22 protein-coding genes are annotated in these 25,502 nt (G+C 52.8%); 16 read left to right on the top strand and 6 right to left on the bottom strand.

What is annotated here, in order from left to right:
- Positions 1-94: 94 nt before the first annotated feature.
- The 5 genes from SH287x_RS10980 to SH287x_RS10960 all read left to right on the top strand — a co-directional run bounded on the left by SH287x_RS10980 (position 95) and on the right by SH287x_RS10960 (position 4,751).
- A complete protein-coding gene (locus SH287x_RS10980) occupies positions 95-238 on the top strand; it encodes a hypothetical protein (RefSeq protein WP_479514356.1) in 144 nt (47 codons plus the stop codon).
- A gap of 148 nt (positions 239-386) precedes the next feature.
- Positions 387-785: a DUF4440 domain-containing protein gene (locus SH287x_RS10975; protein ID WP_479514355.1), complete on the top strand. Its 399-nt coding sequence runs from the start codon at positions 387-389 to the stop codon at positions 783-785.
- Between the two features lie 156 nt (positions 786-941).
- Positions 942-1,352, top strand: coding sequence for a hypothetical protein (locus SH287x_RS10970; protein ID WP_479514354.1), 411 nt, complete (start codon positions 942-944; stop codon positions 1,350-1,352).
- A gap of 157 nt (positions 1,353-1,509) precedes the next feature.
- Entirely contained in the window at positions 1,510-3,828 is a 2,319-nt protein-coding gene (locus SH287x_RS10965) for a glycoside hydrolase family 5 protein (protein ID WP_479514353.1), read from the top strand.
- A 65-nt stretch (positions 3,829-3,893) separates the two neighbouring features.
- Positions 3,894-4,751 (top strand): NAD-dependent epimerase/dehydratase family protein, encoded by an 858-nt coding sequence (locus SH287x_RS10960; protein ID WP_479514352.1) that lies wholly within the window; start codon positions 3,894-3,896, stop codon positions 4,749-4,751.
- A 93-nt stretch (positions 4,752-4,844) separates the two neighbouring features.
- Here SH287x_RS10960 and SH287x_RS10955 read toward each other — a convergent pair whose 3' ends face one another.
- The gene (locus SH287x_RS10955; RefSeq protein WP_479514351.1) at positions 4,845-5,615 is read right to left on the bottom strand and encodes a DUF4890 domain-containing protein; all 771 of its coding nucleotides are present in this window, start codon (positions 5,613-5,615) and stop codon (positions 4,845-4,847) included.
- A gap of 367 nt (positions 5,616-5,982) precedes the next feature.
- Here SH287x_RS10955 and SH287x_RS10950 point away from each other — a divergent pair, with 367 nt between their 5' ends.
- The 3 genes from SH287x_RS10950 (at position 5,983) to SH287x_RS10940 (ending at position 11,619) form a co-directional block, all read left to right on the top strand.
- Positions 5,983-6,699, top strand: coding sequence for a TetR/AcrR family transcriptional regulator (locus tag SH287x_RS10950; protein WP_479514350.1), 717 nt, complete (start codon positions 5,983-5,985; stop codon positions 6,697-6,699).
- A gap of 73 nt (positions 6,700-6,772) precedes the next feature.
- Complete coding sequence (locus tag SH287x_RS10945) at positions 6,773-8,374, top strand: efflux RND transporter periplasmic adaptor subunit (protein ID WP_479514349.1); 1,602 nt, start codon at positions 6,773-6,775, stop codon at positions 8,372-8,374.
- Complete coding sequence (locus SH287x_RS10940) at positions 8,371-11,619, top strand: efflux RND transporter permease subunit (RefSeq protein WP_479514348.1); 3,249 nt, start codon at positions 8,371-8,373, stop codon at positions 11,617-11,619. The genes SH287x_RS10945 and SH287x_RS10940 overlap by 4 nt, the downstream gene beginning before the upstream one ends.
- Before the next feature lie 371 nt (positions 11,620-11,990).
- On the opposite strand, the gene SH287x_RS10935 is transcribed toward SH287x_RS10940, so the two are convergent.
- From SH287x_RS10935 to SH287x_RS10925, 3 genes are all read right to left on the bottom strand, one after another.
- The gene (locus SH287x_RS10935; RefSeq protein ID WP_479514347.1) at positions 11,991-12,374 is read right to left on the bottom strand and encodes a CoA-binding protein; all 384 of its coding nucleotides are present in this window, start codon (positions 12,372-12,374) and stop codon (positions 11,991-11,993) included.
- A gap of 97 nt (positions 12,375-12,471) precedes the next feature.
- Entirely contained in the window at positions 12,472-13,065 is a 594-nt protein-coding gene (locus SH287x_RS10930; RefSeq protein ID WP_479514346.1) for a putative metallopeptidase, read from the bottom strand.
- 212 nt (positions 13,066-13,277) lie between these two features.
- Entirely contained in the window at positions 13,278-14,264 is a 987-nt protein-coding gene (locus SH287x_RS10925; protein WP_479514345.1) for an adenosine kinase, read from the bottom strand.
- A gap of 335 nt (positions 14,265-14,599) precedes the next feature.
- Between SH287x_RS10925 and SH287x_RS10920 the strand changes: the two genes are divergently transcribed.
- The gene (locus SH287x_RS10920; RefSeq protein WP_479514344.1) at positions 14,600-16,030 is read left to right on the top strand and encodes an HD-GYP domain-containing protein; all 1,431 of its coding nucleotides are present in this window, start codon (positions 14,600-14,602) and stop codon (positions 16,028-16,030) included.
- Positions 16,031-16,420: 390 nt separating this feature from the next.
- The gene (locus SH287x_RS10915; RefSeq protein ID WP_479514343.1) at positions 16,421-16,840 is read left to right on the top strand and encodes a PilZ domain-containing protein; all 420 of its coding nucleotides are present in this window, start codon (positions 16,421-16,423) and stop codon (positions 16,838-16,840) included.
- A gap of 40 nt (positions 16,841-16,880) precedes the next feature.
- On the opposite strand, the gene SH287x_RS10910 is transcribed toward SH287x_RS10915, so the two are convergent.
- The gene (locus SH287x_RS10910) at positions 16,881-17,735 is read right to left on the bottom strand and encodes a MurR/RpiR family transcriptional regulator (RefSeq protein WP_479514342.1); all 855 of its coding nucleotides are present in this window, start codon (positions 17,733-17,735) and stop codon (positions 16,881-16,883) included.
- A 260-nt stretch (positions 17,736-17,995) separates the two neighbouring features.
- Between SH287x_RS10910 and SH287x_RS10905 the strand changes: the two genes are divergently transcribed.
- The 5 genes from SH287x_RS10905 to SH287x_RS10885 all read left to right on the top strand — a co-directional run bounded on the left by SH287x_RS10905 (position 17,996) and on the right by SH287x_RS10885 (position 23,063).
- Positions 17,996-19,078 (top strand): metallophosphoesterase, encoded by a 1,083-nt coding sequence (locus SH287x_RS10905; protein WP_479514341.1) that lies wholly within the window; start codon positions 17,996-17,998, stop codon positions 19,076-19,078.
- Between the two features lie 188 nt (positions 19,079-19,266).
- Positions 19,267-20,250 (top strand): DUF1559 family PulG-like putative transporter, encoded by a 984-nt coding sequence (locus tag SH287x_RS10900; protein WP_479514340.1) that lies wholly within the window; start codon positions 19,267-19,269, stop codon positions 20,248-20,250.
- Positions 20,251-20,364: 114 nt separating this feature from the next.
- Positions 20,365-20,838 carry a hypothetical protein gene (locus SH287x_RS10895; RefSeq protein ID WP_479514339.1) on the top strand — a complete coding sequence of 158 codons (474 nt, stop codon included), beginning with the start codon at positions 20,365-20,367 and terminating at the stop codon, positions 20,836-20,838.
- Between the two features lie 54 nt (positions 20,839-20,892).
- Positions 20,893-21,900, top strand: a complete 1,008-nt coding sequence (locus SH287x_RS10890) for a hypothetical protein (protein WP_479514338.1) — start codon at positions 20,893-20,895, stop codon at positions 21,898-21,900.
- Positions 21,897-23,063 (top strand): tetratricopeptide repeat protein, encoded by a 1,167-nt coding sequence (locus SH287x_RS10885; RefSeq protein WP_479514337.1) that lies wholly within the window; start codon positions 21,897-21,899, stop codon positions 23,061-23,063. The genes SH287x_RS10890 and SH287x_RS10885 overlap by 4 nt, the downstream gene beginning before the upstream one ends.
- Positions 23,064-23,120: 57 nt before the next feature.
- Here the strand turns inward: SH287x_RS10885 and SH287x_RS10880 are convergent, their stop codons facing one another.
- Positions 23,121-24,002, bottom strand: coding sequence for a DUF58 domain-containing protein (locus tag SH287x_RS10880; RefSeq protein ID WP_479514336.1), 882 nt, complete (start codon positions 24,000-24,002; stop codon positions 23,121-23,123).
- Positions 24,003-24,287: 285 nt separating this feature from the next.
- On the opposite strand from SH287x_RS10880, the gene SH287x_RS10875 reads away from it, so the two are divergent.
- A complete protein-coding gene (locus tag SH287x_RS10875) occupies positions 24,288-25,478 on the top strand; it encodes a M20 family metallopeptidase (protein ID WP_479514335.1) in 1,191 nt (396 codons plus the stop codon).
- The last annotated feature ends 24 nt before the right edge of the window (positions 25,479-25,502 follow it).

Raw genomic sequence — 25,502 nt, 5'->3', positions numbered from 1 at the left:
AATCAATCTTTGCAAATCCTGCCAATTCTTGATGTCTTTCTGGCAGGTTCAGCCAGTCTGAATCGGCGAGACAGCAAAAACAAGCCGGTCGCCAATGGGGATGCAACAGGAGAAGAGTGGAAACGCCGCATTCCCGCGGGCCAAAGACCGGGAAGATGCGGCCTCGCTTCCTCAAGTCACTGGTAAGACGCTGGCATTTTCAGACTCGACCAACGATTTCGCAGTAAAAATGCGGTAAAATTTAGGTGATCACGATTGTCAAATTGATAAACCAACAACGAAGATATGAATCACCCTATCAGCACTGGCAGCCCCTGCGGCTCACGAGAACGCTGCGTCGGCTTCTCATGCTATCGTGCTTTTTTTGTCATCTTGAGTAGTGACCTATGTCCACGGATCAGTCTGTCACCGAAGAACTTCTTGCCCTCAGCCAGCAACTCCTGACCACCATAGACCGTGGTGACTGGGATGCTTATGCGAAATTGTGCGATCCCAGTATTACGTGTTTTGAGCCAGAAGCCCTGGGACATTTGGTCGGCGGCTTGCCATTTCATCATTTCTACTTCCAGTTGCCCGGTACACCCACGAAGCCGGCTAGGCAGTCGACAATTGCTTCGGCACATGTCCGCGTGATGGGCGATAGCGCTGTCGTCTGCTACACACGTCTGGTGCAGAAGCTTGATGGCGCAGGAAGCCCGGTGACCGTCGGGGCCATGGAAACGCGTGTTTGGCAAAAGCAGTCCGGCGGTTGGAAGCATGTCCACTTCCATCGAACCCCGCTCTAAATCACGGCATGCTCTTAACACGGCTTAATAGAGGCCATGATTGAAAAGTCGCTTCGTGTGCAAGATCCCGGATCGTTCACGAAGTGACTTTTTTCTGATCGCGGCGGGCGCCCGTGACTGTGATCAGTTCCGATAATCGTTTGAGGTCGCCACCGGATGTCCAGCCCCACGTCTCTCCCAGCGAATTCTGAAGCCACACCAAACGGAATGGTGGTGCTGATTGCCAAAGATCTGACTTTGGCTTCTGCCATCCATGCGACGGCGCGGGAATGTGGTCGACCTGTCAAGCAACAACTGTCGTTTCGGCCAGAAGTCTTTGAGGCTCTCGTTCAAACAAACACCACGCCAACAAGTACCGTGTCGTTGTGCATTGCGGATTTAACGGTCATCCCGCAGAGCATTGCGGCTCTCGCGGAATGGTGCAAGCTGCATCAGATTGCTGTGGTTGGCTATTGTCCCCATGTGGCGGGTGACTTGCTGCGCGCAGCACGCGAAGCAGGTTTTCAGGACGTCATTCCCAACAGCCAATTGCACAGTCGTGTTGGTCAATGGCTAAACGCCCTGTAACCAAAGCCGGATTCTGGTCAATCATCAACAGTGCGGCATGGGAGTCTCTCACCATGCCCCGGCATTTTGTTTGATATTGCGCGTGAAGAGTCACTGGGGCCGCTATTCAGTCACTCTGCCACTGTTCCTGTCTTTCCGTTCGGAAAAGTGAAATCCTATGTGGCAAAGCCTCAGTCATTGCGGTCAGCGTTCAGCCATTGGCCGGATCAATTTCCCAGGGCATCTTCCCCGGGGACTTGTCACGGCAATCTGTCTGGCTGTCATGTGCCTGGCTGTTTTTGGAACATCACATGCGGTTCCGGCTGAAGAGAAACTCCTTCAAAATCTGATCACCAACGGTGGCTTTGAAGTCGACAAAAATCAGGATCAATGGCCTGATGATTGGGCACGTGGGAAATCGGGTGTTGCCTGGGTCACAGAGGACGATCATCGTTTTCTGCGATTGAATGTCGAGGCTCCCGGACAAAGTGTCGTGATTTACAGATCTGTGAATCTGCCCCGTGATTTGCGGGCACTGAAGCTGACATGGCGCTGGCGTGTGAATGAGATTAAACCCGGAAAACAAGCCTGGTTCGATGCAAGGATCATGCTGGAGTTCAAAGATGCCAACGGAAAAAAGTTAACTGGTGCACCCTCAGCTCCGCATCGTCGGACAGCCACTGACGGTTGGTTAGAGCAAAGCCTGAGCTTTCTGGTTCCGACCGATGCTCACACACTGGAAATCATGCCCTCTCTGCTGCAAGTGGAACGCGGCGTGATGGATATTGATGATATTCGTCTGGAACCAACAGACGCGGCTCCTCTTGAAGCTCAGGCGAAACTGGCAGAAACGGCTTTGCGAGAGAAACAGGAGAAAGAGGCCATAAAACGCCGAGCCAAAGCGTCAGCACAGTGGGAAAAGTCTCAGAATCTGATTGGGAATGGCAATTTTGAAACTCCACGCAAAGCGGGCGACTGGCCCGATCAATGGGGAAGTCCCAAGGCTGGGATGAGTTGGCTGGAGGAAGAGAACAATCATTTCTTTCGTTTGCAGGTCACACAGCCCGGGCAGACGCAGTTGGTGCATCGCACCATTGATCTTCCGCCGCAAACCCGGGCTTTGGAACTGACATGGCGGCAGCGTATCAGCGACTTAAAACCCGGTAAAGAACCCTGGTTCGATGCCCGCATGATGCTGGAGCTTAAAGATGTTGCCGGAAAAAAACTGAAAGAGAGTCCTTCGGCGCCCTATTCCAGAAGCAACACCGAAGGCTGGGTAAGCCGCAAGGTGGAGTTTATTGTTCCTGAGCAGGCGATTTCTCTCGATTTGATGCCCGCACTCCTGCAAGTCACTCGAGGGACGTTCGATCTGGATGACCTTGTCCTTCGGCCGGTTGACGCAGAACCTCTTCTGGCTCGTGCCAGGCAAGCGGCTGAAGAAGCTAAAGCCGCGATCGTTCCCGAAGAAGAACCACAGCGTGCTTCGTGGCCCAAAGAGCTGCATGTTTCCGGCAACAGGATTCTTGATTCCAGCGGTCAGCCAGTCTGGTTACAGGGAGTCAATGTGGTCAGCCTGGAATGGTCAGTGACGGGCGAACGGGTCTTGAAATCCACGCTGGTGGCGATTGAAGACTGGAAGTCGAATGTCATCCGCCTGCCAGTCAAAGAAGAATACTGGTTTGGCAATGGCCCCGGCCAGAAAGATCAAGGCGAGTCATACCGCCGACTTGTCGATCGCGTCATCACATTGGCAGCCAATCGCGGGGCTTATGTCGTGCTGGATCTCCATCGGTTCCGGGCGCCACAAGCCATCCATGGAAAGTTCTGGGTCGACGCTGCCACCCGCTACAAAAATCACCCGGCCGTGTTGTTCGACCTGTTCAATGAACCCCACGGCGTCTCTTGGGAAGTCTGGCGCAATGGGGGATTTGTGGCTGAAAAATCTCAGGCTGCCAATGCTGATGAGAATGCCTTTCTGTCTCCCGAAGATAAGGAAAATGCACAGCGAGGGTTTCAGTCGTTAGGGATGCAGGCGCTGCTCGATGCCGTCAGATCAACTGGGGCGAAGAACATCGTCATAGTTGGTGGTCTGGATTGGGCGTATGACTTGTCAGGTATTGCAGACGGCTATGGGTTGTCTGATCCTCAAGGCCACGGAATTGTCTATTCCACCCATATCTATCCCTGGAAACGAGATTGGGCAGGTAAGGTGCTTCGTGTGGCTGAAAAGCATCCGATCTTCGTGGGAGAAGTCGGTGCCGACATCAAAAAGATGACGTTCATCCCCGCTGAGGCTCAGGAAGATGCCGAGACCTGGATGCCCGAGATGCTGGGATTGATCCAGAAGCATCAGTTGCACTGGACAGGATTCTCTTTTCATCCGAAAGCGTCACCCGTCATGATCACCGGGTGGGACTACACACCAACTCCCTACTGGGGAAAGCTGGCCAAAGAGGCACTTTCAGGCAAGTCTTTCAAGCTGAATCGCCTCAGATAGTTTGCATTGAGTCAGGCTGATTTGATTGTCACGACACCATCAACGAACATCATCATCGGTTTCCCATGTCATTTTCTGTTGATACTCTGATTTTTGGGTGTGGTTATCTTGGCCTGCCTCTTGCGCGGGAACTCGTCTCCCGTGGCATCACTTGTGCTGCTGTTACTCGCAGTCAAGAGAGGAGTCAGCAACTCACGGCGGAAGGGATCGTGCCGGTCATTGCTGACGTGTGTGATCCTGGCTCACTGGCTGCGATTCCTCAGGCAAAACGCGTGCTCTGGGCTGTCGGTTATGACAGGACGGCACCTCAAGGCAAAGACGTGGTTTACATTCAAGGGATCACCAACGCTCTGGCGGCTCTTAAGACCCCTCCTCATCAACTGGTCTACATCTCCAGCACGAGCGTTTGGGGATTCGATGACGGCCGCTGGGTCGATGAAACCACTCCGGTCGCACCCAACACGGAAGGTGGCGAGATCTGTGCCAGAGCCGAAGATGTCTTATGTCGCGTCATCGGCTCCGAAAGCTGCACTATTTTACGACTGGCTGGGATTTATGGGCCAGGCCGGCTGCTCGCCAAAGTCGAAGCCCTCAAGAACAAGACACCCATCGCAGGACGGGGAGACGCCTGGCTGAACCTCATTTATCAAGCTGACGCTGTTCAACTTGCGATTCAGCTTTTGCTCGAAGGCGGCCCGGAATTGGTTCTGGGAGTCGATCAGGAGCCTGTCCAGCGGCAAAACTACTACGCTGAATTAGCTCGCCTGGTGGATGCTCCACCGCCCATCTTTGATGAGTCGGCCACGGCAAAACGTGGCGCAGGCGGACTCAATAAACGAGTTCGTTCGATTTATCACAACAGGGGAAATCTGCAATGCCCCAATTACCGAGCAGGTTTTCAAGCGATGACAGATTCTCAATAAAACAACCCGGCCTCGTCAGGGGGGACGAAACCGGGTTGAGTTTTTTGCATGCTTCAAAGATCGAAGCGTGTCATGTCATCACGATGGGTCGGTTTAGAGATCATCATTAGCGGGACGAGTTGGAGCAGGACGGGTTCCGCCGGGACGACCTTCGCCACGTCCTGGTCGACCACCTGCACCACCACGACCACCAAAGCCACCCCCTTCAGGGAAGGTGAACGAGGCACCCTTGAGTGTCTCAAACTTGGTTTTCTGTTCAGCTGTCAGAACTTCCAGAATCTTGGCCTGAGATTCTGTTCGCTTGGTACGCATTTCTTCCATCATCTTGGTGCGTTCTTCTCGGCTCATATCCTGGAAGTTGCCTTGGATGTTGGGACGGCTGGCTGTGCGGATTTCTTCGATCTTCGTTTTCTGATCGCTGGTCAGACCCAGCTTTTCGGCTACAGCGGGCTGCGACAAAGCTTCCACACCAGCGCGCTGAACCTGAAGCTCTTCCAAGCGGGTAAACTGCTCAGGTGTGAGAACTGACTTGATCGATGCGGTCAGCTTGGCTGTCCGTTCCTGCATGGCTTTTTCGCGTTCTTCCCGGCTCATATCACGGAAGTTCGCTCCCCCTTCGCGCTGCCCCTGCATGGCTTCGCGAAGCTTTGTTTTTTGCTCGTCTGTGACTTTCAGTTCTGTCTGGACTTCTGGAATCATCAGCAGGCCGGATGCCCCGCCACCACCAAAACCCCCGCCGCCAAAACCGCCTCGCCCGCCACCACCAGGTTGAGCCTGAGCGGTTGATACGGTCAAAAGGGCAACTCCGGTCATCACAACCATCCAGCGGGCGGCTGGAACCAGTGCAGCACGAATTGTACTCATTCATCTCTCCTGAAAATCGAAGGGCCTTGTAGAGAACGTGTCATCTGCCCACAGAGCGATTCTCAGAAACTCATTGAGAATCCGCAGCTGCCTAGTGCCCCGCGCTTTCCGTGCATGACATTGTTTGACGGGAGATGACTGTCTGTCGACTTAACCCACATCATGATGCGAAGTGTCGCAAAAGCTGACGGATTTTTTGTTTGTCATCAGGTTCTGTTTTTATGCGGGGGTTTCTCTTCACAACCTCACTCGATTCCTGATGACCTGATCAATTGATCTTGACAGTACGATCTGTCGGGCATATTTATTGACTGACCGGTCCGATTAATAATCCATCTTCAACAACACTAAATATCGCCACTCGGTTATGCCTCACCAAGCTGCCAAAGTCGGACGTCCACCCAATCCACAACTTCGCGAACAGCGTGAAGCCGAAATTCTTTCTGCCGCAGCACTATTGTTTGCTGAAAAAGGCTTTGCCGACGCCGATATGCAGGAGTTAGCCGAGCGGCTGGGAGTTGGTAAAGGAACTGTCTACCGTTATTTCCCAACTAAACAGGCCCTCTTTCTGGCCACCGTGCAGAGTGAAGTTGGTCGTCTGGCCGTTGCCTTGGATGAAGCGGTTCCCCGAGAAATCAGCTTGCTCCGTCAGATCCCGCTGGTGATTGAAGCTTACCTGAGATTCTTCCAGCAGAACCCGCAAGTCATTGAACTCATGGTTCTGGAGCGGTGTCACTTTAAGCAAGGCGGGGCAACCTATTTTGACAAACGGGATCAAGAGTCCTGTGGCCGATGGGATGATCTTGTCATTAACCTGGTCGAGGCAGGGATCCTCCGCGATCTCCCTGTCGACAGTCTCCACACTGTTGTCGGGGACTTAATCTATGGAACCATGTTCTCCAATTACATGTCCGGGCGACCGGCTGACCCGGCAGAACAGACACGGGAAATCGTCAAGCTCCTTTATCTGGGTCTGCTCACACCGCTTGGCCATGAGACCTGGCTACAGGAAGAACCCTCACAGCTTGACCACAGCCATTTGCCCCAGGAGCGGCCTTCAATCCCGGAAACCAGGAACTCGTGAATTAAAAAGGTCTCCTTACGAGTCCCGGAAATTTCGGTCTTCTATTAAAGCGATCGCCAGCAGGACTTCGATTTTGTCCACGACCACAAATGTGACAACGGCTCCCTCCCCCGTCCCGCTCGACACTCCGGCACGCTCCAGGAGTGGGGGGTGGTTACTCATTGCTGGCTTTATCCTCATCATGGCTCTGGGAGTCGGCTGGTGGGTCTTGCCAATGCTGCCTCAGCAGCATGATCAAAAGGCAAACGGTGACTCACTCAAACCGGCCGTTACAGGAACGCAGCAGAGAGTTGAAGAACTTCCTCCCGTGGCAGTGACGATTCAACCGGCAGAGATTATTGACCTTCAACGACGGATCAAGGCCGTGGGGACACTTGAAGGTTATGAGGAAGTCAGCGTCAGTCCACAGGTTGGCGGTCGCATTCTGGCGATTCATAAAGATGTTGGCGATCAAGTCGTTCCCGGTGACCTACTTCTGGAAATTGACCCGCAGGATGCTCAGCTTGCTGTCAATGAAGGACAGGGTAGCCTGGAATTGGAACTGGCCAAGATCGGCTTGAAAACGGTTCCCAACGAAAATTTCGACATCGAACAGCTGCCTGCGATTCAAAAAGCCAAACTGCTCGAACGCAATGCCCAGCAGATTCTTGATCGTGTTCGTCAATTGGCCACGCAGAAAGTGACCACTCAAGACGATCTGGAGAAAGCCGAAACCAACCATCATGTCGCGATCGTCGATGTCCAGCAGCAGCGACTGACCGCTGGTGAAACATTGGCCACCATCCGTCAGCGGGTGGCTCTCTTAAAGACGGCTCAAAAACGATTGGCTGACACGCGAGTCGTGGTGCCTTCTCTCACCTGCCTGGAAGATTCCACAATTCCTGGGGGCACGAAGGTGCCTTGCAGCCCGGCTTTGACCATCGCTGAACGGCATGTTTCCGAAGGGGAAAATGTCATTGCCACACAAGTCTCGCCTCTTTTCTTATTGGTCATGGAGCATCCGTTAAAGCTGAAGTCTCAACTTCCCGAACGAACTGTCGGCCAGGTGAAGGTCGGTCAACAGGTCGAGATTCAGGTGGAAGCCTATCCTGGTGAGAAATTTGCTGGCCGTGTGAAACGAGTGAATCCCACCATTCAGCGAAGCAGCCGGACTTTTGAAACGGAAATCACAGTTCCCAACGAAGACCGGCGCCTGAAAGCGGGATCATTTGGAGTTGCCGAGATTCTCATCGACCACAACCCCACGGCTCTGATGGTGCCGGAATCAGCCATCGTCCGCTTTGCCGGTGTGGTGAAGCTGTTTGTGATGAATTCGGAAAATCGCGTTCGCGAAGTTCTGGTCACGGTCGGAGAGCGCATTGAGCGACTTCCCGAAAGTGATCATCCGGGCCATCGCTCAACGAAAAAGAGCATGATCCCCTGGGTCGAAGTCAAAGGAGACCTTTCCACAGGTGATCTGGTTGTGACTTCCGGACAGTCTCAGCTTTCGGGTGGTCGAACCGTTCGAGTGCGAACCGCAGCCGGCGATCCCACTGCCACACAAACCGAAACAGGCCCCGCGCCCACAACTTTGAACGCACCGGCGACTAACACCCAAGCCAATAACGCCACATCCAATAACGCCACAGCGACTGATGCTCCAGCGACAACAGCTCGTCCAGGAGTTCAGCCATGACGCTCTGGGAAGTTTGCATTCGCAGGCCCATTTTCACCACGATGCTGATCGCGGCTCCGGTTGTTCTCGGACTGGCGGCCTATCCCGGACTGGGGGTCGAGCTTTTTCCGAATGTCGACGTGCCGATGGTGACGATCACCACCACGCTTCGTGGCGCGAGCGTGGAGGAAATGGAAACGGGGGTCACCAAACCCATCGAAGAAATCGTCAATACCGTCTCCGGTATCGATGAACTGAAATCAACCACCAAAGAAGGAACATCCCAGGTTGTTATCGGGTTTGATCTCGATAAAGACGGTAATATCGCGGCTCAGGAAGTTGATGCCAAAGTCCGTACCATTCTCACGCAACTGCCCGAGGGGACTGACCCGCCCATCATTGATAAGTTCGCCGTCGATGCGACTCCGGTATTGACGGTCGCCGTTTCCGGCCAGCGTGATGACCGTGAGATTACGGAGATTGCCCGCCGGCAGATCAAGGAAATTTTAGAAACGGTTCCGGGCGTGGGATCGGTTGCCATGGTCGGGGGCCGACAGCGGGCGGTAAATGTCTGGATTGATCCTGATCGACTCCAGAAATTTGAAAATCTCACCATTGAAGATGTGCGGCTGGCACTCATTCGTGAGAATCAGGAACAACCCGGGGGACGCGTTGATCGTGGCACCAGTGAAGTCGTTCTGCGAACGATGGCCCGCATGAAAACCCCCGAAGAATTCGCGGATCTCATCATTGCCAACCGGGGGGGCCAGGCCATCCGGATTCGTGATGTCGGCCGAGTTGAAGACTCCATCGAAGAACCCCGGGGCCTGAGTCGTTTGTGGAGTCGGTCTCCTGATGGTGACAACCTCAATGCCGTCGGCAATGCGGCTGTCAGTCTGGTGATCCAGAAGCAGTCGGGAACTAATACCGTTCAAGTCGTTCATGAAGTCAAAAAACGTCTGCATGAATTAGCGGCAGTCGTTCCCCCTGACATCCACATGGAGATCATCCGCGATCAGTCCCGCTTTATCGAAAACTCCATGCACGAAGTGCAGGTTCATCTGGTTCTGGCCGCTGTGCTGGTCAGCTTGACGATTCTTCTCTTCATGCGGGATTGGCGGACAACGGTGATTGCCGCGCTTTCGATTCCCACGTCGATGATTGCGACGTTTGCCTTCATGGAGTTCATGGGCTTCACCATTAACAACATCACCATGCTGGGACTGATCCTCGCGGTGGGGATTGTGGTGGATGATGCCGTGGTGGTGCATGAGAATATTTTCCGTCACATGCAGGAGTATCGGCTCAGTGCGATGGAAGCCGCCCGGTCAGCGACCGCAGAAATCGCACTGGCAGTGATTGCGACGACCATGTCGCTCCTGGTGATCTTTGTTCCGGTGGTCTTCATGGGTGGAATTGTTGGCCGATTCTTTTCCAGCTTTGGTTACGTGGTCGGCTTCTCGATTCTGATGAGCATGGCGATTTCCTTCACCATGACTCCGATGCTCTGCTCTCGATTTTTGAAGCTGGAAGACATCCCTCATACGGAAGGGGGATTCGTCTGGAAGGGAATTCTTGCCGCCTACGACTGGATTCTCCGTCTGGCGATGAAGCACCGCTGGGTCGTGGTGGCCACCTCTTTTCTGGTGCTCCTTTCCACGCCCGCCTTATTCATGATTGTGGGAAAAGACTTTGTCCCCAAGGACGATCAGAGCGAATTTGAAGTCTCTGTGACGCTCCCCGAAGACTACACCCTCAGCCGTGCTGACGAAGTCCTGATTGAACTCGACCAGAAGGTTCGCCGCGTCCGGGGTGTGACAAATTCTTTCATCACGATTGGTGACACAACAGGGCGGATTACGAAAGGTCAGGGAGAGGTCAACAAGGCCACGATTTACTACCGAATCCTGCCGATTCATGAGCGAGATTACACGCAGTTCGACGTGATGAGCGAGGCCCGCAAAGTTCTGGCAGATTATCCCGACCTGCGGGCAGCCGTTCAGGATGTTGCCGTCATTCAGGCGACCGGTATTCGGCAAGTTGCCATCGATCTGAATCTGCGCGGCCCCGATATGGACAAGCTGAAAGAATATTCCGACCAGATCATGGCCTGGATGAAGCAACGCAAGCACTATGTCGATGTCGACACCAGTCTGGCACTCAACAAGCCCGAGTTGCGTGTGCTGCCACTGCGTGAACGGGCTTCGGAATTAGGGGTCTCGATGGCTGCCATTTCCGCAACGGGGAATGTTCTCGTGGGCGGTCTGCCGGTCACGAAATATAAGGAAGCCGATCAACAATACGATGTGTGGCTGCGAGCGGAACGAATTAACCGGGCCAGCTCCGCCGAGATCGCACGCCTGATGGTTCCTTCGACCAAAACGCCTAATGGAGTGGTGGAATTAGCGAACGTTGCACGTTTTGAAGACGCTTATGGCCCCAGCACCATCGAACGCTTCTCGCGCCAGCGGCAGGTGGTGGTGATGGCCAATCTGGAAAAATACGCATTGGGAACCGCGGTCGATGAACTGACGGAGTATGTCAAATCGATGGATCTTCCCGCAGATTACCGCTGGGAATTCATTGGCCAGGCTCGGGACATGGGGGATGCGCTGGGGTACTTCTTTATCGCATTTGTCCTGTCAATCGTGTTCATGTACATGATTCTGGCGGCTCAGTTTGAAAGCTTTGTCCACCCGATCACCATCCTCCTTTCCTTGCCTTTGACAATCCCCTTTGCGATTCTTTCGTTGATCATGCTGGGAACGAGCCTGGATATTTATGCGATGTTCGGACTCTTTATGCTGTTCGGGATCGTGAAGAAAAACGGGATTCTTCAGGTGGATTACACCAATGTCCTCCGGGCACGGGGCTTGCCGCGTGATGAAGCGATTCTGGAAGCCAACCGAACTCGCCTCCGCCCCATTATGATGACCACGGTGATGCTGGTGGCGGCAATGATCCCCATGGCCATGGGCGAAGGGCCGGGAGCCGCTGCCCGTGCGGGGATGGCCAAGGTGATCCTGGGAGGACAAGCCTTGTCGCTGCTTCTTACCCTGCTACTGACACCGGTCGCTTATTCGCTCTGGGATGATCTGGGACTTTGGCTGGCCAGATGGTGGCCTGCTCAGGAAAAATCATCCTCCGGGACAAGTTCCCCCGCAGGACTGGAAGCGGGCCTGGCCTATTCGGTGGGGCAGAACTCTGTGGCCAATCACCCGATGGCCTATCACACAACGCGACATGCCCCGGATCATTCTCAGTGAACTGATCGAACAGCATGATGGGGATTCATCGCGCACAACTCCCGCAAGCGGGAGTTTAATCCTTCTCCCTGAGGGAGAAGGTGGCCGCAGGCCGGATGAGGGGGCGACGCGTGGCTCTCGATGAAAGGGAGCAGATAGCCATCGACGATTTATGATTGATAGCTATCTCAAATGCAAAGGTTAATGCCCCTCACCCCGGCCCTCTCCCGCAAGCGGGCGAGGGAGTGTTGTTGGATAGGTTCTTATAAAGCTGACTATCTACTAAAGCCGACTGTCTACAGAAAAGTATTGCGGCGTGTTCTCTTGCCGTTGGAAACGACGGCATCAAATCCGCTTCTATCAGAGCAGAGCTTATTGATGAGGTCGCAACGCTATTCCCCGAACTCTGTCGGCGTTGTTCCAATGTCGATAATGCTACAGGCAATGATGACGTTCAGTCCCAGTGCGGTTGCTTTTTCATAGAGTTCGTCGCTTTCACTTCCCGGGTTCAGCCATAACTCTTCAGGATTCGCTTTCACGATCTCATCCAGCAATGCCAAGCCAACTGGTGGTGGCACATACATCGAGATTCGCTGTAACGGCACTTTGATATCCGTCAGACTCCTGAAGACTTCCTGGCCTTCTATTTCCCCACCTTTGGGATTCACGGGATAAACATCATATCCCTGGGCCAGATGTGCCCTGAGGGACTTGTTTCCATACTTGGAGCGATCGGCACTGGCTCCGATGATGGCAACGGCTGGCTTGGCTGTCATGGCTGAGTTCTTCCGCAAAAAAGAGATGATCCTGCCTCAAGAATGAGCCATCCCGTGCCCGCTTGCAACCACACGAAACCAGGGCTTTGGCATTTAGTCAGGCTGTCCGCAGATCGGGGATCCGCAGCATTTTGGGAATGGGGATCTTCAGCCCGACAACTGACCCATACTCCTGTTCCAGTTCACGAAAGTTGAACTTCAGAAAATGCCATAGCTCAGCTGGTGGCCCCAGTTGCAGATACTTATCAACCAGTTCCCCCATCTGCCGATCATATTCATGCTGGCTGTGGCTATGGACATGGTAGCGTCCATCCAGCCGCCGGATATCTCCATTGAATGTCGGGCTGATGTGGTAGAGTTCGTGGCAAACGGTGATCAGTTTTTCCCGAAACGATTGCTCCTGAAATCTTGGCAGATAGAACGTGAGGATGTAAAGGATTTCCTGCTCACCAGAAAACAGCCGGCGAATTGTCCAGTTGTGTCGCCCGCGCCTCGTGACCAAAGTGCCATTTTCAAACCGCATGGGAGTCAGTTTGGCCTGCAAGCCATACGACACACTCCGGCGAGCCTGAGCGAAGCCAACGGCCACTTGATCCATATCGATATGCCGAAATTCAGGCAATCGAATCGCAATGTCTTCACAGAGCCTCCGGACAGCATGGCAGAAATCGAAGGAGGAGCGTTTTAACACGAGATTCCCTTCTCGAGCCAGGAAAGGTGTCGAGACAAAATGTCGAATACTGGCAGTAAACCCGACGGCGCAGAGCGAAGCAAGATCCTGTTTCTATATGGGGCAAGAAGGCCTGTTTTCTGACACCCTGATCACTTGCCAACCTGCCCCAAAGCGGCCTCATCTGTCACAAAGAATACGCCCTGTGAGAAAAAGTCTTACTGAAAAACGTCTTACAGACTGGCAAAGCGTTTGACTTCTTCTGGTGTAAATTTGCGGGCTAGCCGGGCACCGAGCTGGGAAACCACACGCCCGGCAGCCTGTGAGGCCAGGTGACCTGATTGCCGGTAAGATAACCCGTTGGTTAGGCCATAAAGAATTCCAGCCGCGTACATGTCCCCCGCCCCGGTGGTATCGATCGGCTTGATGGGTGTTGCTTCAATGGGAATCACCTGATTGTCTCGCAAAATCAGCGAGCCATCACCACCCAGGGTCAATGCCACATCAGCAGCCAGATGATGCAACTGCTGGGCGCAATCCACAGGTTCCGTCTTTCCTGTCAGACTGCGGGCTTCTTCCAGATTGCAGAACAGCAGGTCAACCGGCCCGGCAATCAGCTTCAGAAATTCCTCTCGGAAGAGATGAATCAAAAACGGATCAGAAACCGTAAATGCCACCTTCACCCCGTGCTTTTTCGCCAGTTCAATCGCACGATAAGCAGCAGCTCTGGTGCTGTCTCCTGTAAAGAGATACCCCTCGACATAGACATACTGTGAAGCCGCAATTTGTGCTTCATTCAAGTCATCTGGCCCCAGGGTTGCCGAAATCCCCAGATGAGTGAGCATTGTCCGCTGAGCATCTTCGGTAATCAGAATCACCGATGTTCCCGAGACCCCTTCACCTGAAGGAGTATCAACAGTGACTCCCAATGCCTGCATATCACTGAGCCAGAATTTGCCAATTTCATCATTGGCGAGCTTTCCGGCATAGGCCGCTTGTCCGCCAAAATCGGCAATCCCGGCAATCGTGTTGGATGCCGAACCGCCAGCACAGCGGTTGACAGGAAGCCCCTGGAGGCTGGCTAACACATGGGCCTGCTTATCCGACTCCACCAGCGTCATGACGCCCTTGGTGAAACCGATTTTTTCCAGAAGCTCATCAGAGATCCGGGCCTGGATATCTGTAATCGCGTTGCCCACACCATAGACATCGAATTTCATGCGTATTGCCTGCTTAAATCCTTGCCGCATCCGGGCAGTCGACTGAATCAACCGTTAAACGATCCCTTAGGGAATCACTGAGCGGAGAAAGTAACGCATCCGGCAGCCGGGAAGAACCATCCCGAAGAGAAAACTCTCTCTGCGAGAATTCGATGCAACCGGTACAGGTGGATCAAACATCCATCATGGAAATTCCCGACATGGGGAAAGCCCTACCAGCTGGCCCGCCAATTCCAATTCATAAGGTATATTTGTACGACGAATGAATTCATCCAGGAACATCGTCACGGTCAGAATTTGGATTGAACCCGTTGTCATGTCCTGAAGCCGAGGACATGCGGCGTGTGAAATCTGACAAATCAAGCTGTGACACGGCACAAGTTAAAAGCGAACGCCCCGAGGACACGGGTTGGGAGTTTTCTGTGATCACGGCGCCCCCTTCCGAAGCCGCCACGAATGATGCCGATAGCGCGCGGCTTGAAGTCTCGATCGACGATTTGATCGTCGGTCGACCGCTGGTTTTTCCTGTCAATGACACGAAAGGGCGTCTGTTGCTTGCCGCTGGGCAGGAACTGACGGGCACTGCCAAGCGGCGGCTGAAATCGATGGGTGTCCACCGGGTTTCGGCCCACCCTTCTGATTCGTTAGTCCAGAACCTGTCCCATGTCGAACTGCGTTCCACATCCAGTCTGGCCAGTTCGGATGAAATTTCCGCAAAGCTTGATCAGGTCATTGAGCAGGGCTTGTTTCAAGTGCAGAACAGCGGGCCAGCGGTTCGCGAACGAGCTAGAAAGCATGGAGCCACCGCTTTTAATCGCGACCGCCAGGAAAATGTCTCAAACCTAAAGTCCGAGACGCAGGCCGAGCTGGCTGGCCTGGTGAAAGAGGCCCTTCAAGGACGCAATGACACGGGGGGGGCCGTTGCACAAATGGCGGCTCAGTTCCTGGCCCAGTCCATGCAGGACACGGACTGCGTTCTGTCGGTGGTTCTGGAAGCGGCCAAGAAACCCGATCTTGCTGATCACTCGCTGAAAATGGCTGTCCTGGCCATGGCGATCGGGATTGAAATGGGTCTGGATGAAGATAATAGCCGGCGGCTCTGCGTGACCGGTCTGGTCTGCGATTGGGGGATGTATAAACTACCCGATCATCTGCTGGATGCCGACCGTGTTCTGACCATCAATGAACACCTGCAGATTCAAAAACACTCTCAATACACGGCGGAAATTCTGGATCGAACCACCGGACTTCCGACTCAGACAGCCGTGATTGCTTATCAAGTGCACGAACGGCCCAATGGGCGCGGTTACCCCAAGCAGCGTCAAATTGAACGCATCAACCTGTGCTCCAGAATTCTGTCGGTGGCCGATACCTATACTGCTTTGACATCTCCCCGGGCGTGGCGTCCCGCCTTGATGCCTTATGCTGCCATGGAAACGATCCTGAGGATGGCTCGCACGCGTGATGTTGACCCGGAGGCCACCCGAGCACTTCTCAAAGTTCTGTCCCTCTTCCCGCTTGGCAGTCTGGTTGCTTTAAGCGACGGCAGTATCGCTCAAGTCATTCGCCGCAATGGTGAACTCTATGATCGTCCCATCGTTGAAGTTGTCCAGACGCCCGAAGGACAAGCCATTCCTCTGGAAAGCCGCACAGTCATTGATCTGGCAAACAGCTCATTGACCGTCACTCAGGCCATTGCGCATCCGGGGGCTGTCCAGCAAACCTGGGGCGAACCGTTTGTATCGATTGAACGAGATCTCTGTTGAGGTCAATCCCCTTCGTGGCATGGGGGATTTGAATACCTATCCCCTATCGATCAGAGCGTCTGAGGGGGGATATTTGGCTTCATCGTGCCAGCAACGGCATCACGCCGTTTTCATGAACAACTCCCAGCACGATGGGCACACCGTTCTGATGGTTCTTGCTTTAAGTGGCCTCACATCAGCACCCATCAAACACATGAGCACTTAATTAAACGAGATTCTCGTTGCAGGATTCTCTTTGTATGTGCGGTGTGAGAAGCGTGAGTTGATGGCGAAGTTCGGTTCAAAATGAATGCCAGTTGAGAGAATCCATTTGACCAAGTGATTCCAGATGGCACATTTCCGATATGTGAGTGTTTTCCTGCAATAGATCCTGCGGCAAGGTTTTGAGTTATGTCATCCTACTCTACCGTATCGAGCGATCGTCAGGCCCGTACTCTGGAGCGAATGATGAAGTGGCTCGAACGGATGGGTGAGCGGGATCAACAGCTTTATGGGGCTGTCCGTCAATTTGAACGCAAAAGCTTTCATGCCAATGTCATTGTCTGTGTCACAACTCCAGATCACCCGTTAGCCAGCGCGGATCATCCGACTGCGAGCACCGCTGTGGCTTTCAATATATCGCAAGGGGGAGTCGGTTTAGTCTCCTCACAGACCTTTGAGACCCCCACGATTCAAATCGGCCTGAAATTGCCCGACGGTTCTTATCGCTGGAAAGAAGGACGCGTGGTTCGCACACGAGAAATTCCTGGCGAATCGTTTGTTGAATATGGCGTCTCATTCCGCCGGACGACTGAGGCCTCTGCCACATAAAGCCAGCAAACCTCCAGCCGCAATTCCTTTTTCAGCCGGTTTAGATTTTTCGATCCGAGACAACCTGAGATGAACTGATCAGGTGTTCGCGTCGTTCTGGCGCAAGGCACAGCAGACGATCAAGCAGGATTTCCGCAACGGCTTCCCCGGCTATGATCGAAGGAATTTCAGCCTTCAGCGGATCGCGACTCGACGACGTGATCAGCGAAATCGATGATTTCTGGCTCAATGGCGAGCTGGAAAAATTGGTGAGAGCGATCACCTTGGCACCCATCGAATTCGCGATATCCGTCGCATGGAGAATATCCTTGGTTGCTCCGGAGGCGCTAACGGCAAAAAGGATGTCATCTGGCCCCAGAAGCGTTGCCTGGATCGCCATGATGTAGCCTTCAGTCGATGCGCGGGCATTGATTCCAATCCGGCATAACTTCCAGGCCAGGCTGAGTACGATGGGCGCGGAACTGGCCACGCCGACAATCATGACGCTGCGGCAACTATTCAGGCTCTCGGCAGCGGCATAAAGGTTCTCATTGTCCAAAAGTCGAAGCGTCTCGGTCAGTTCGGCACGAAGCCGGGTTTTGACTTCGTCGATTTCATTGAGGCCAGAATCGCCTGAAGAACGAGCGGCGTTAATTGCCGCATCACCGGCCAAAAGGAGCTTAAACTCCTGGAAGCCCTTGCATCCCAACTTCTGGCAGAAGCGAACGATTGTGCCATAACCAATGCCGCTGTTCGCGACCACTTCCGTGATGGAAAGATAAGCCGAGTCGGCATGGCTTTCAAAATAGTCGCCGGCTCGACGTTCGGCGTTCGTCAGTTCAGTCTGAAGACGTCGATAGCGTTTTCGCCAGGAGTCGTCGCGGATTTTATCAGGCACAAGGGTGTGATCGGACATTTTATAAAATCTCTCCCGTAAACGTGATTTGAATTTTATATCCAAATCATCGGGCATCATCAAAGTTTCTTGATAGAAATTCAGAGAAAACATGAGAACTAAAAGCCAGTACACCTTTATTTAAGTGAAGTTTTCATGAGTATTTCAATTTGTTAGCGTCTCTCACTTTCCCTTCAAAGAGGAAAGGATATTGTATCCACTGATTGGTAGGCGACCTTCCCGCCATACAGTTTCAGTTTCTTCTGGCAAGGATCAAAGCAGTGACATTTGAGTCAACACGACGAGAGATGCTGAAAGCCGCAACTTTGGGAACATTTCTGGCTGCTTGCCCAACCTCATGGGCGCTGGCACAGAAAGAGTCGAAAAAGAACCCTTACGCAGATTTCGTGCTGGTCAATGGTGCTCCTCCCCTTCCGGTAGACGGAGCCTTTACCATCGCGGTGCTGCCTGACACTCAGAATTACAGTCAGCATCATCCCCAGACATTCCTGGCTCAGACGAGTTGGATTGCTGAGCAGAAAACGGCTAGAAACATGGCCTGTGTGCTCCACCTGGGAGACGTGACCAATACCAGTGCGAAAATCGAGTGGGAGCGCGCTCAAGCGGCTATGCGTCAGCTTGACGGAAAGGTTCCTTACTTCATGGTTCCCGGGAACCATGACTACAGTACACGCGGGCGGGCTACAGATCGTACAACGCTCTTTTCTGAATACTTTTCTAAAGCAGACTTTGAGAAGACTGCCACCTTTGGAGGTGTTTACGATCAAGAGCCAGAGCGGACGGAAAATAGCTACCATCTTTTTGAAGCCGGCGGCAGAAAATTCATGGTGTTGTGCCTGGAGTTTGGCCCCCGCAAAGATGTTGTCCGCTGGGCAAATGAAGTCGTGGGCAAACATGCTGACCGGGAAGCGATTCTCATCACTCACGCCTATATGTACTTCGACGACACTCGTTATGACTGGAAAAAATACGGCAAGAAGCAGTCATGGAATCCTCATGATTATGCCCTTGCTAAAGCGACTGGCGACGATGTGATGGATGGCACCGAATTATGGGATCATCTGGTCAGCCAGCATGAGAATTTCATTCTCACTTTGAATGGTCATGTTTTGAATGATGGCTGGGGAAAAATGACCAGTCAGACTCCGGCAGGCCGAGACGTTCACCAGATGCTCGTCAACTATCAGGTGAGGCCCAATGGTGGTGACGGCTGGATGCGTCTGCTCGAATTTCGACCCAATGGGGTGATACAGGTCTGTGATTATTCGCCCGTTCTCGATCAGCGAAACGAGGCAACTCAAACCTGCTTTCAGGTGAAGGCATCGCCCGTCAAATTGTCATAGCGTGCCGGTCACAGACATGTATTCATACATGTCTGTCCAGAAAAATTCTGTTAATAACGACAAGCGACCGATTCTGCCTGTTCCTGAATCATGCTTGAGTTTTTTTGATGACTTTCGGTTCTATCCGTGTTTTGCAGTCGGTCTGCAAAATAATTGTTTCTAATAGTCCTGTTCCCAAGGATGCTGTCATGAGACATCGTGGTTTTACATTGATTGAACTGCTTGTCGTCATTGCCATCATAGCTGTTCTCATTGCCCTGCTCTTACCAGCAGTGCAACAGGCCAGAGAGGCCGCCCGGCGTTCACAGTGTAAAAATAATCTCAAACAACTGGCACTGGCGCTACATAATTATCACGACACGCATACTGTATTCCCTCCTGGTGCCGTGAATCCACTTGGAGATAACCCGAATGGCCGCAATGGTGGAGGGGCACCGGGAATTATGGGAAACTGGCTGATCCTATCACTCCCCTATCTTGAGCAGGCCGTTCACTACAACGGATATGCCAAGATCGCGAATGAACGACCTGAGACCGTTGATTGGTTCGGGAACCCCGCGTATGTGAATCAGGACATTACGATCGGCATGAATCCGTTGCCCTTTACGGGCTGCCCGTCACATCCACTGACACTTGAACGGCTTGATAACGGAACAAACCAGGAAGATCTTGCCCGTGGTAACTATGGTGCCAGCTATGGCAAGGGAGGGTATGGAATCGTCCATACGAGCGATGGCACTATTGGAGGGATGTTCGGCAACAATTCACGGATCGGGATGCGAGACCTGACCGACGGATCTTCCAACACCCTGGCCTTAAGTGAACTTAAATACCGAACGCCAAGTGCTTCTGGCCCTTCAACCGCAGATACCCGCGGAACCTGGTCTTATGGAGTGACAGGAGCCAGCATTCTTAATACGCAGAACAGCCCGAATAGTGCGGTGCCGGATGGAGTCTGGGGTTGCCGTACAATGCCATCCGAAGGTATGCCCTGTGTGCAGATTGGCAGTCCCTATACACAAATGCATGCCGCCGCTCGTAGCTATCATCAAGGGGGAGTTCAAGGGGCTATGGCTGATGGAAGTGTGCGATTTTTCTCTGAAAACATAAGCCTTGCCGTCTGGCAGGGGTTGGGAACTCGCGCAGGCAGCGAAGTGAATGGAGAATTCTAGAAGAATCATATTAACTGAGGCATTGTTGAAGAGTTGAAGTGAATGAAAGAGCGATACCCCCGATTTCGTTTCCGATAACTCTTGATAACGACAATTTCATAGAAAGCGATCCACGTGTTACGAATAGTCAATATCCCGCTACTGTTAGTCTGGCTGGTGGTTGGCTGTAGCAGTGACCGGGTTCCTGTCTATCCTGTGAAAGGCCTCGTGCTCCTTGATGGTCTCCCCATGTCAGGAGGCGGATCGATCTCCTTTATTCCCCTTGAACAGCAGGCCGGAAAAGCCGCAGGGGGTGAGATTGACCAGCAAGGGCACTTCATCATCTCGACATACGAAGAGGGAGATGGATCCTCGGCTGGCAAATTTCGTGTCCTGATCAATCAAAGTGTCTGGGATGAACCTGTCAATACGGGGGATGATGCGGACAAGGAAAATGGCAGTCAGTCAAAACCAGTCATGCGTGTTCAGGAAACTCAGAAAATCCCCAGCATTTACTCAAATGTGCAGGAGTCGCCAGTGATCATTGATGTCGGGCCTGACAGTTCACCGGTTCTGACGATCAGCCTTGTGACACCCCCTAAGTCCTGAATGATGAGTGTTTCGCACGTATTGCCAAAACCTCAACGACCGGCTTCCGGAATTTTGGTTAAAGGCCTCGCTCCCAGCCAACAAAGCCAGTGGCTATTAGGGACATGGCTTGACCTTCTCTTTCTGGCAAATCTTGGCTGGGTGGTCTTATGGGTCATAGCTGAAGCGATGGGACTGGAAGGACAGGGGCGAGTTCAGTTCTGGCAGATCTATTTTGTGACGACGCCGCATCGCTGGATCACGCTGGCACTGGTATTTCTTGATCGGGAGAGATTTTTAGACCGCCCACGTCTTTTTCTCGGCCTGGCCATTGCTGTCACTCTGCTCTGCGTAGGAACGCTATTGGTAACAGGTCAGCTAACCTGCCTGCTAGCAATTGATTACTTATGGAATGCGTGGCATTTCTCGGCTCAACATCATGGAATCTATCGTATCTACTGCCGATTGTCTGGGCCGAATTTAACCGGATGGCCACTCTTCCTTGAAAAGTGGCTATTACGGGGATTCCTTCTGTATGTCATTTTTCGTGTGGCCGGGGCCACACTCTCGAATATCGGAGGGCAAGCGGATTTTAAACTACTGGATTTACTGGCATTAACAGTTCCTGCCGGCATGTTCATTCGAGAAATCTACCGTTCGCGACGACAGCATCCGGGACGCACCAGTTATCTCCTGAGTGTGCTCGCGCTCTATAGCAGCTTATTATGGGCTGTTCATACAGACCAGTTAAAGACAGCACTGATTTTAACCACATTATCAGCTCTGTTTCATGCCACCGAGTATCTTGCAATCGTCGGTTGGTCGGTCAAGCAGCGGGCAATTAAGAATGGTGAGTCGATGGGAGTCATGGGCTGGCTGGCTCCACGATGGGGGATCACGATTGGTATCTATATCATCATTCTGGGGAGTGCCGGCTGGATGATTGAACATGGCTGGTTCCAGCTCTGGTTGCTCATGAACGTCATCGTGGCATTTCTCCACTATGCCTACGATGGATTGATTTGGCGGGTTGTGAAACGGAAACCCATGGCAACGTCCTCAGGCATGGTGTCTGCCCGATGAACATCGTGCAACTTCTCATGAGAATGGCCAGTTCTCACTTTCTGGCAATCACCAGTCTCGTGTTGCTGGTCGGAGGGAGCAGCCTGTTTCTATGCCGGCAACTTGGTTTTGCCTGGAGCGATGTGGCACTGGTTTATTTTCTCGGTGCCAGTCCGCTGGCATTTCTGTGTTCTCAAGTAATTTTTAGACACTGCGGTCGAAAGCTCACCATTCTGATTGGGCTTAGTTTGACAGGACTGGGGTTGTTCCTTTCGACAAATCCAATTGCCACGACCATTCCCGCAATTCACTCACTCATCGCACTCGTTTGGATGAGTGCTCTATTTAGTATTATTCACTTCAATCAATGGCAGATATGGGGCGACAGTTTCAGTCGCAACTGGTACGAGAACGTCTGTCTGGCATGCCTCATGCTCGTGATGCCACCCATGGTCTATAGCGAGTTTCGTGTCTCTCAGGAGACTCGACGTCTGTCGGATCTGCTGGATCAGTCCCGTCTTGGCGAAGCCCTGATCGTGGCGGATCATCTTCTGGCATGGAATGCCGATCTTACATGGCAAAACCAACCACTGCGGCGAATTCACCAGACGGTTGCTCGGCAGGTCTCTCAATTGTCCCAAGAGGTGGAAAAGCCACTCTCACGAGACGCCACAGCGGGGGAACGCGGTCATCGTGCGAGGTCGTTGGCGATGCTGGGGCGAACCGATGAAGCGTTGGAAGTCATACGCCTCATTCCCAGAGAGATACAATCACCGTCCATACGAAATCTGATGGCCACGATTTATGAAGCCCAAGGAAAGTGGGCTGAGGCCAGTGAGTGGTATCAATTGAGTCTGGCTGCGATCGACCCGACGAAATTGGCAAGGGGATCGGTCGACGAAAATGAAGCGATTCGTGCGTGGCAGGGGATTGGGTTCAACGAGCGTAAACGGGGACATCTCGAAGAAGCCGAGTTCGCTTATCAGGAAATGTTAAAACTTGCCCCAGATGCTGTCCATCATTATCTGGTTGGTCAATTCTATGAAGATATTCAACAGACGGCATCCGCCAGAAAATATCTCCAGCAAGCCATAGAACTCGATCCCGCAAGATATCAGGAAAAAGGGAATCACCTGCTGCAAAAAATGGCGATAGGCCACTTCGGCTGTTTTCAACTTTTCTAAAGAGCTTCAACGAGGCAATAGTTCGCTCGACCCCGCAACACTCCCTGAGAATTCAGGTTAAAGCTTGGGGTTTCTCTGAATAATAGCTCGCAGGACATGATCCATCGGCATATCAGTGGAAATGGCGAACAGATCGATATTCAACTCCTGACAAGCTTCTGTCAGTCCTGTTTGAAAACGTTGATATTCTGCCAGGTAGGCATCGCGAATCCCCCTCGCATCCAGTGTGATCTCTTCCGACGATTCGAGATCCTCAAATTGAGTCCATTGTGACAAAGGGAAGGTTCGTTCAACGGGGTCAAGAACCTGGATCAGCAGAACATCATGTCGACGGAAACGCAGATGGCGTAGCCCTTCGATAATCGCGGCCAGATCGTCTAAACCATCGCTAACGATCGCCACGATGGATCGTCGATCAAGTCGCTCGGTGGCATGTGCCAGGCTGGAAGCAAATTGCCCCTTCCCGACCGGTTTTTCCGCTTCAACTTCGGCCAGCATCTGTCGGTACGCAGGCCAGTTCCTGGCAAATGTTGGCCCGGGAGTCACTTGCGAACGGAAGGTACTGAGCCGAACCGCATCCTGCTGTTGAATCACGACATATCCCAACGATGCCGCCAGCAAACGGGCATAGTTGTACTTACTGAGCGGCGCATCCTTTGATTGAAACACCATCGATTCACTGGCATCCAGCAGGATCTGGCAGCCGAAGTTGGTCTCATCATCGAATTGCTTGAGATAAACCCGATCCGACTTTCCAAAGACCTTCCAATCGACATACCTCAGATCGTCGCCGGGGGTGTACTCACGATACTGGGCAAACTCGATGGAAAAACCACGAGACGAACTCAAATGACGCCCCGTCGCCACGCTGTCCACCAGCGTACGTGCCTGAAGTTCCAGCGAGCCTAATTTTTCAACAACCGTCAGATCGATTGACACCGGGATCCCCTGTGTCTGTATTTAAGAAAATTCACCTCATCCCGGTAAGTTTGCTCCGTGGTGATCGCGCAATCAACTCACATCCTGAAGTGAATCGCCTTGTAGTGCCGTGTCATGGCTTTGTCTTCGGGTTGATGTCGGCGCAACGTCCTCCGTTGTCGGATTTAACAACCTGTTCGATCCTGCTTTTCAGCATTTGACAATGCGGTAGTAATCTCCGAACCAACCGGGCATAGTATCTTCAGGCGATCAAAGGAATGTTTGAAGAGAGGTGTTTGCGTGTCGATGTCCAGTCTGTGTCAGCGTGCGATTGCCATCACGAGAGATCTGGTCGCGATGCCGACGGTTAGCCGGGACAGCAACCATGCGGCCACATTGTATTTGCAGGACTGGCTATCAAAGCACCAATTTCATACAGAGGTTCTGACTTACCACGACGCACGCGGGGAATTGAAGTCGAGCCTCATTGGTCGACGCGAATCCTCTGGCACTGCTTCGCAAAAAACTCGGGGCAAGGCCGGTGGGCTGGCCTATTTTTGTCATACGGATGTGGTGCCTGCTGAAGGCTGGATGGGGCCGGGAAATGCAACGGAACTCGGACATCCTTTCGTTGCCGAAATTGTGGGCGACAGGCTCTATGGCCGGGGAAGCTGCGATATGAAGGGGTCGGCAGCCGCTTTTATGGCAGCTGTTGAACAGATTGACCCACTCAAACAAACCGCTCCCATTTCGATGGTGGCCACAGCCGATGAAGAGATTGGATTTTATGGAGCGGCTGATGTCGCCTCACGTTCCCGATTGTACCGTCAGTTGGTCGACGATGGAGCCGCCGGGATCATTGGGGAACCAACGGAACTGCGTGTGGTTCATGCTCATAAAGGGATGTTCGTCCTGCGGGCGATCTCTTATGGCAAAGCGGCTCATTCCAGCACTCGCGAAGGGATCAACGCGAATCTGGCCATGATCGATTTTCTTCATGAGATGAAAGCGATCCACGAAGAAACGCTCGTTGATTCTCAGTGGCTGGATCCGCGATTTGATCCTCCCTGGATCAGTTGGAACATCGGTATTAACGATCATACCACGGTGGTCAATATGACGCCGGCTCGCAGCGTGTGCACGGTGTCATTTCGCCCAATGCCGGGACAGGTTCCGGAAGCATTGGTGGAGCGTGTGCAGCAGATTGCGTCTCGACTGGGGATTGAACTGGAAGTCGTGCGACGTGGCCAACCTCTGTTCATGAATCCTGAATCGGCATTCGTCCAAAGAATATGCCAGTTGGCCGGGACGAATGCTTCAGAAACGGTCAGCTACGGGACTGATGGCACCATGTTAACCGAATTGGAGCAATTGGTGGTTTTAGGGCCAGGATCGATCCAGCAGGCTCATACCGTGAACGAGTTTATTACGCTTGATCAACTGGAAGCTGGTGCAAAACTCTACAGCCGACTGCTGACGCATTTTTGCTTTGAATAGTGGCTTTGAATAGCGGCCACTTGC

It is taken from the genome of Planctopirus sp. SH287 (assembly GCF_056500625.1).
This window is presented reverse-complemented; position numbering and strand designations above follow the sequence as displayed.

What these genes read in the sequence shown, in the direction of transcription:
- SH287x_RS10915 (WP_479514343.1), top strand. Translation starts at nt 16,421, where the DNA reads ATGTCATCCTACTCTACCGTATCGAGCGATCGTCAGGCCCGTACTCTG.
- SH287x_RS10970 (WP_479514354.1), top strand. Translation starts at nt 942, where the DNA reads ATGTCCAGCCCCACGTCTCTCCCAGCGAATTCTGAAGCCACACCAAAC.
- SH287x_RS10875 (WP_479514335.1), top strand. Translation starts at nt 24,288, where the DNA reads ATGTCCAGTCTGTGTCAGCGTGCGATTGCCATCACGAGAGATCTGGTC.
- SH287x_RS10885 (WP_479514337.1), top strand. Translation starts at nt 21,897, where the DNA reads ATGAACATCGTGCAACTTCTCATGAGAATGGCCAGTTCTCACTTTCTG.
- SH287x_RS10975 (WP_479514355.1), top strand. Translation starts at nt 387, where the DNA reads ATGTCCACGGATCAGTCTGTCACCGAAGAACTTCTTGCCCTCAGCCAG.
- SH287x_RS10940 (WP_479514348.1), top strand. Translation starts at nt 8,371, where the DNA reads ATGACGCTCTGGGAAGTTTGCATTCGCAGGCCCATTTTCACCACGATG.
- SH287x_RS10910 (WP_479514342.1), bottom strand. Translation starts at nt 17,735, where the DNA reads ATGTCCGATCACACCCTTGTGCCTGATAAAATCCGCGACGACTCCTGG.
- SH287x_RS10950 (WP_479514350.1), top strand. Translation starts at nt 5,983, where the DNA reads ATGCCTCACCAAGCTGCCAAAGTCGGACGTCCACCCAATCCACAACTT.
- SH287x_RS10960 (WP_479514352.1), top strand. Translation starts at nt 3,894, where the DNA reads ATGTCATTTTCTGTTGATACTCTGATTTTTGGGTGTGGTTATCTTGGC.
- SH287x_RS10980 (WP_479514356.1), top strand. Translation starts at nt 95, where the DNA reads ATGGGGATGCAACAGGAGAAGAGTGGAAACGCCGCATTCCCGCGGGCC.
- SH287x_RS10925 (WP_479514345.1), bottom strand. Translation starts at nt 14,264, where the DNA reads ATGAAATTCGATGTCTATGGTGTGGGCAACGCGATTACAGATATCCAG.
- SH287x_RS10955 (WP_479514351.1), bottom strand. Translation starts at nt 5,615, where the DNA reads ATGAGTACAATTCGTGCTGCACTGGTTCCAGCCGCCCGCTGGATGGTT.
- SH287x_RS10935 (WP_479514347.1), bottom strand. Translation starts at nt 12,374, where the DNA reads ATGACAGCCAAGCCAGCCGTTGCCATCATCGGAGCCAGTGCCGATCGC.
- SH287x_RS10965 (WP_479514353.1), top strand. Translation starts at nt 1,510, where the DNA reads ATGTGGCAAAGCCTCAGTCATTGCGGTCAGCGTTCAGCCATTGGCCGG.
- SH287x_RS10900 (WP_479514340.1), top strand. Translation starts at nt 19,267, where the DNA reads ATGAGACATCGTGGTTTTACATTGATTGAACTGCTTGTCGTCATTGCC.
- SH287x_RS10920 (WP_479514344.1), top strand. Translation starts at nt 14,600, where the DNA reads ATGCGGCGTGTGAAATCTGACAAATCAAGCTGTGACACGGCACAAGTT.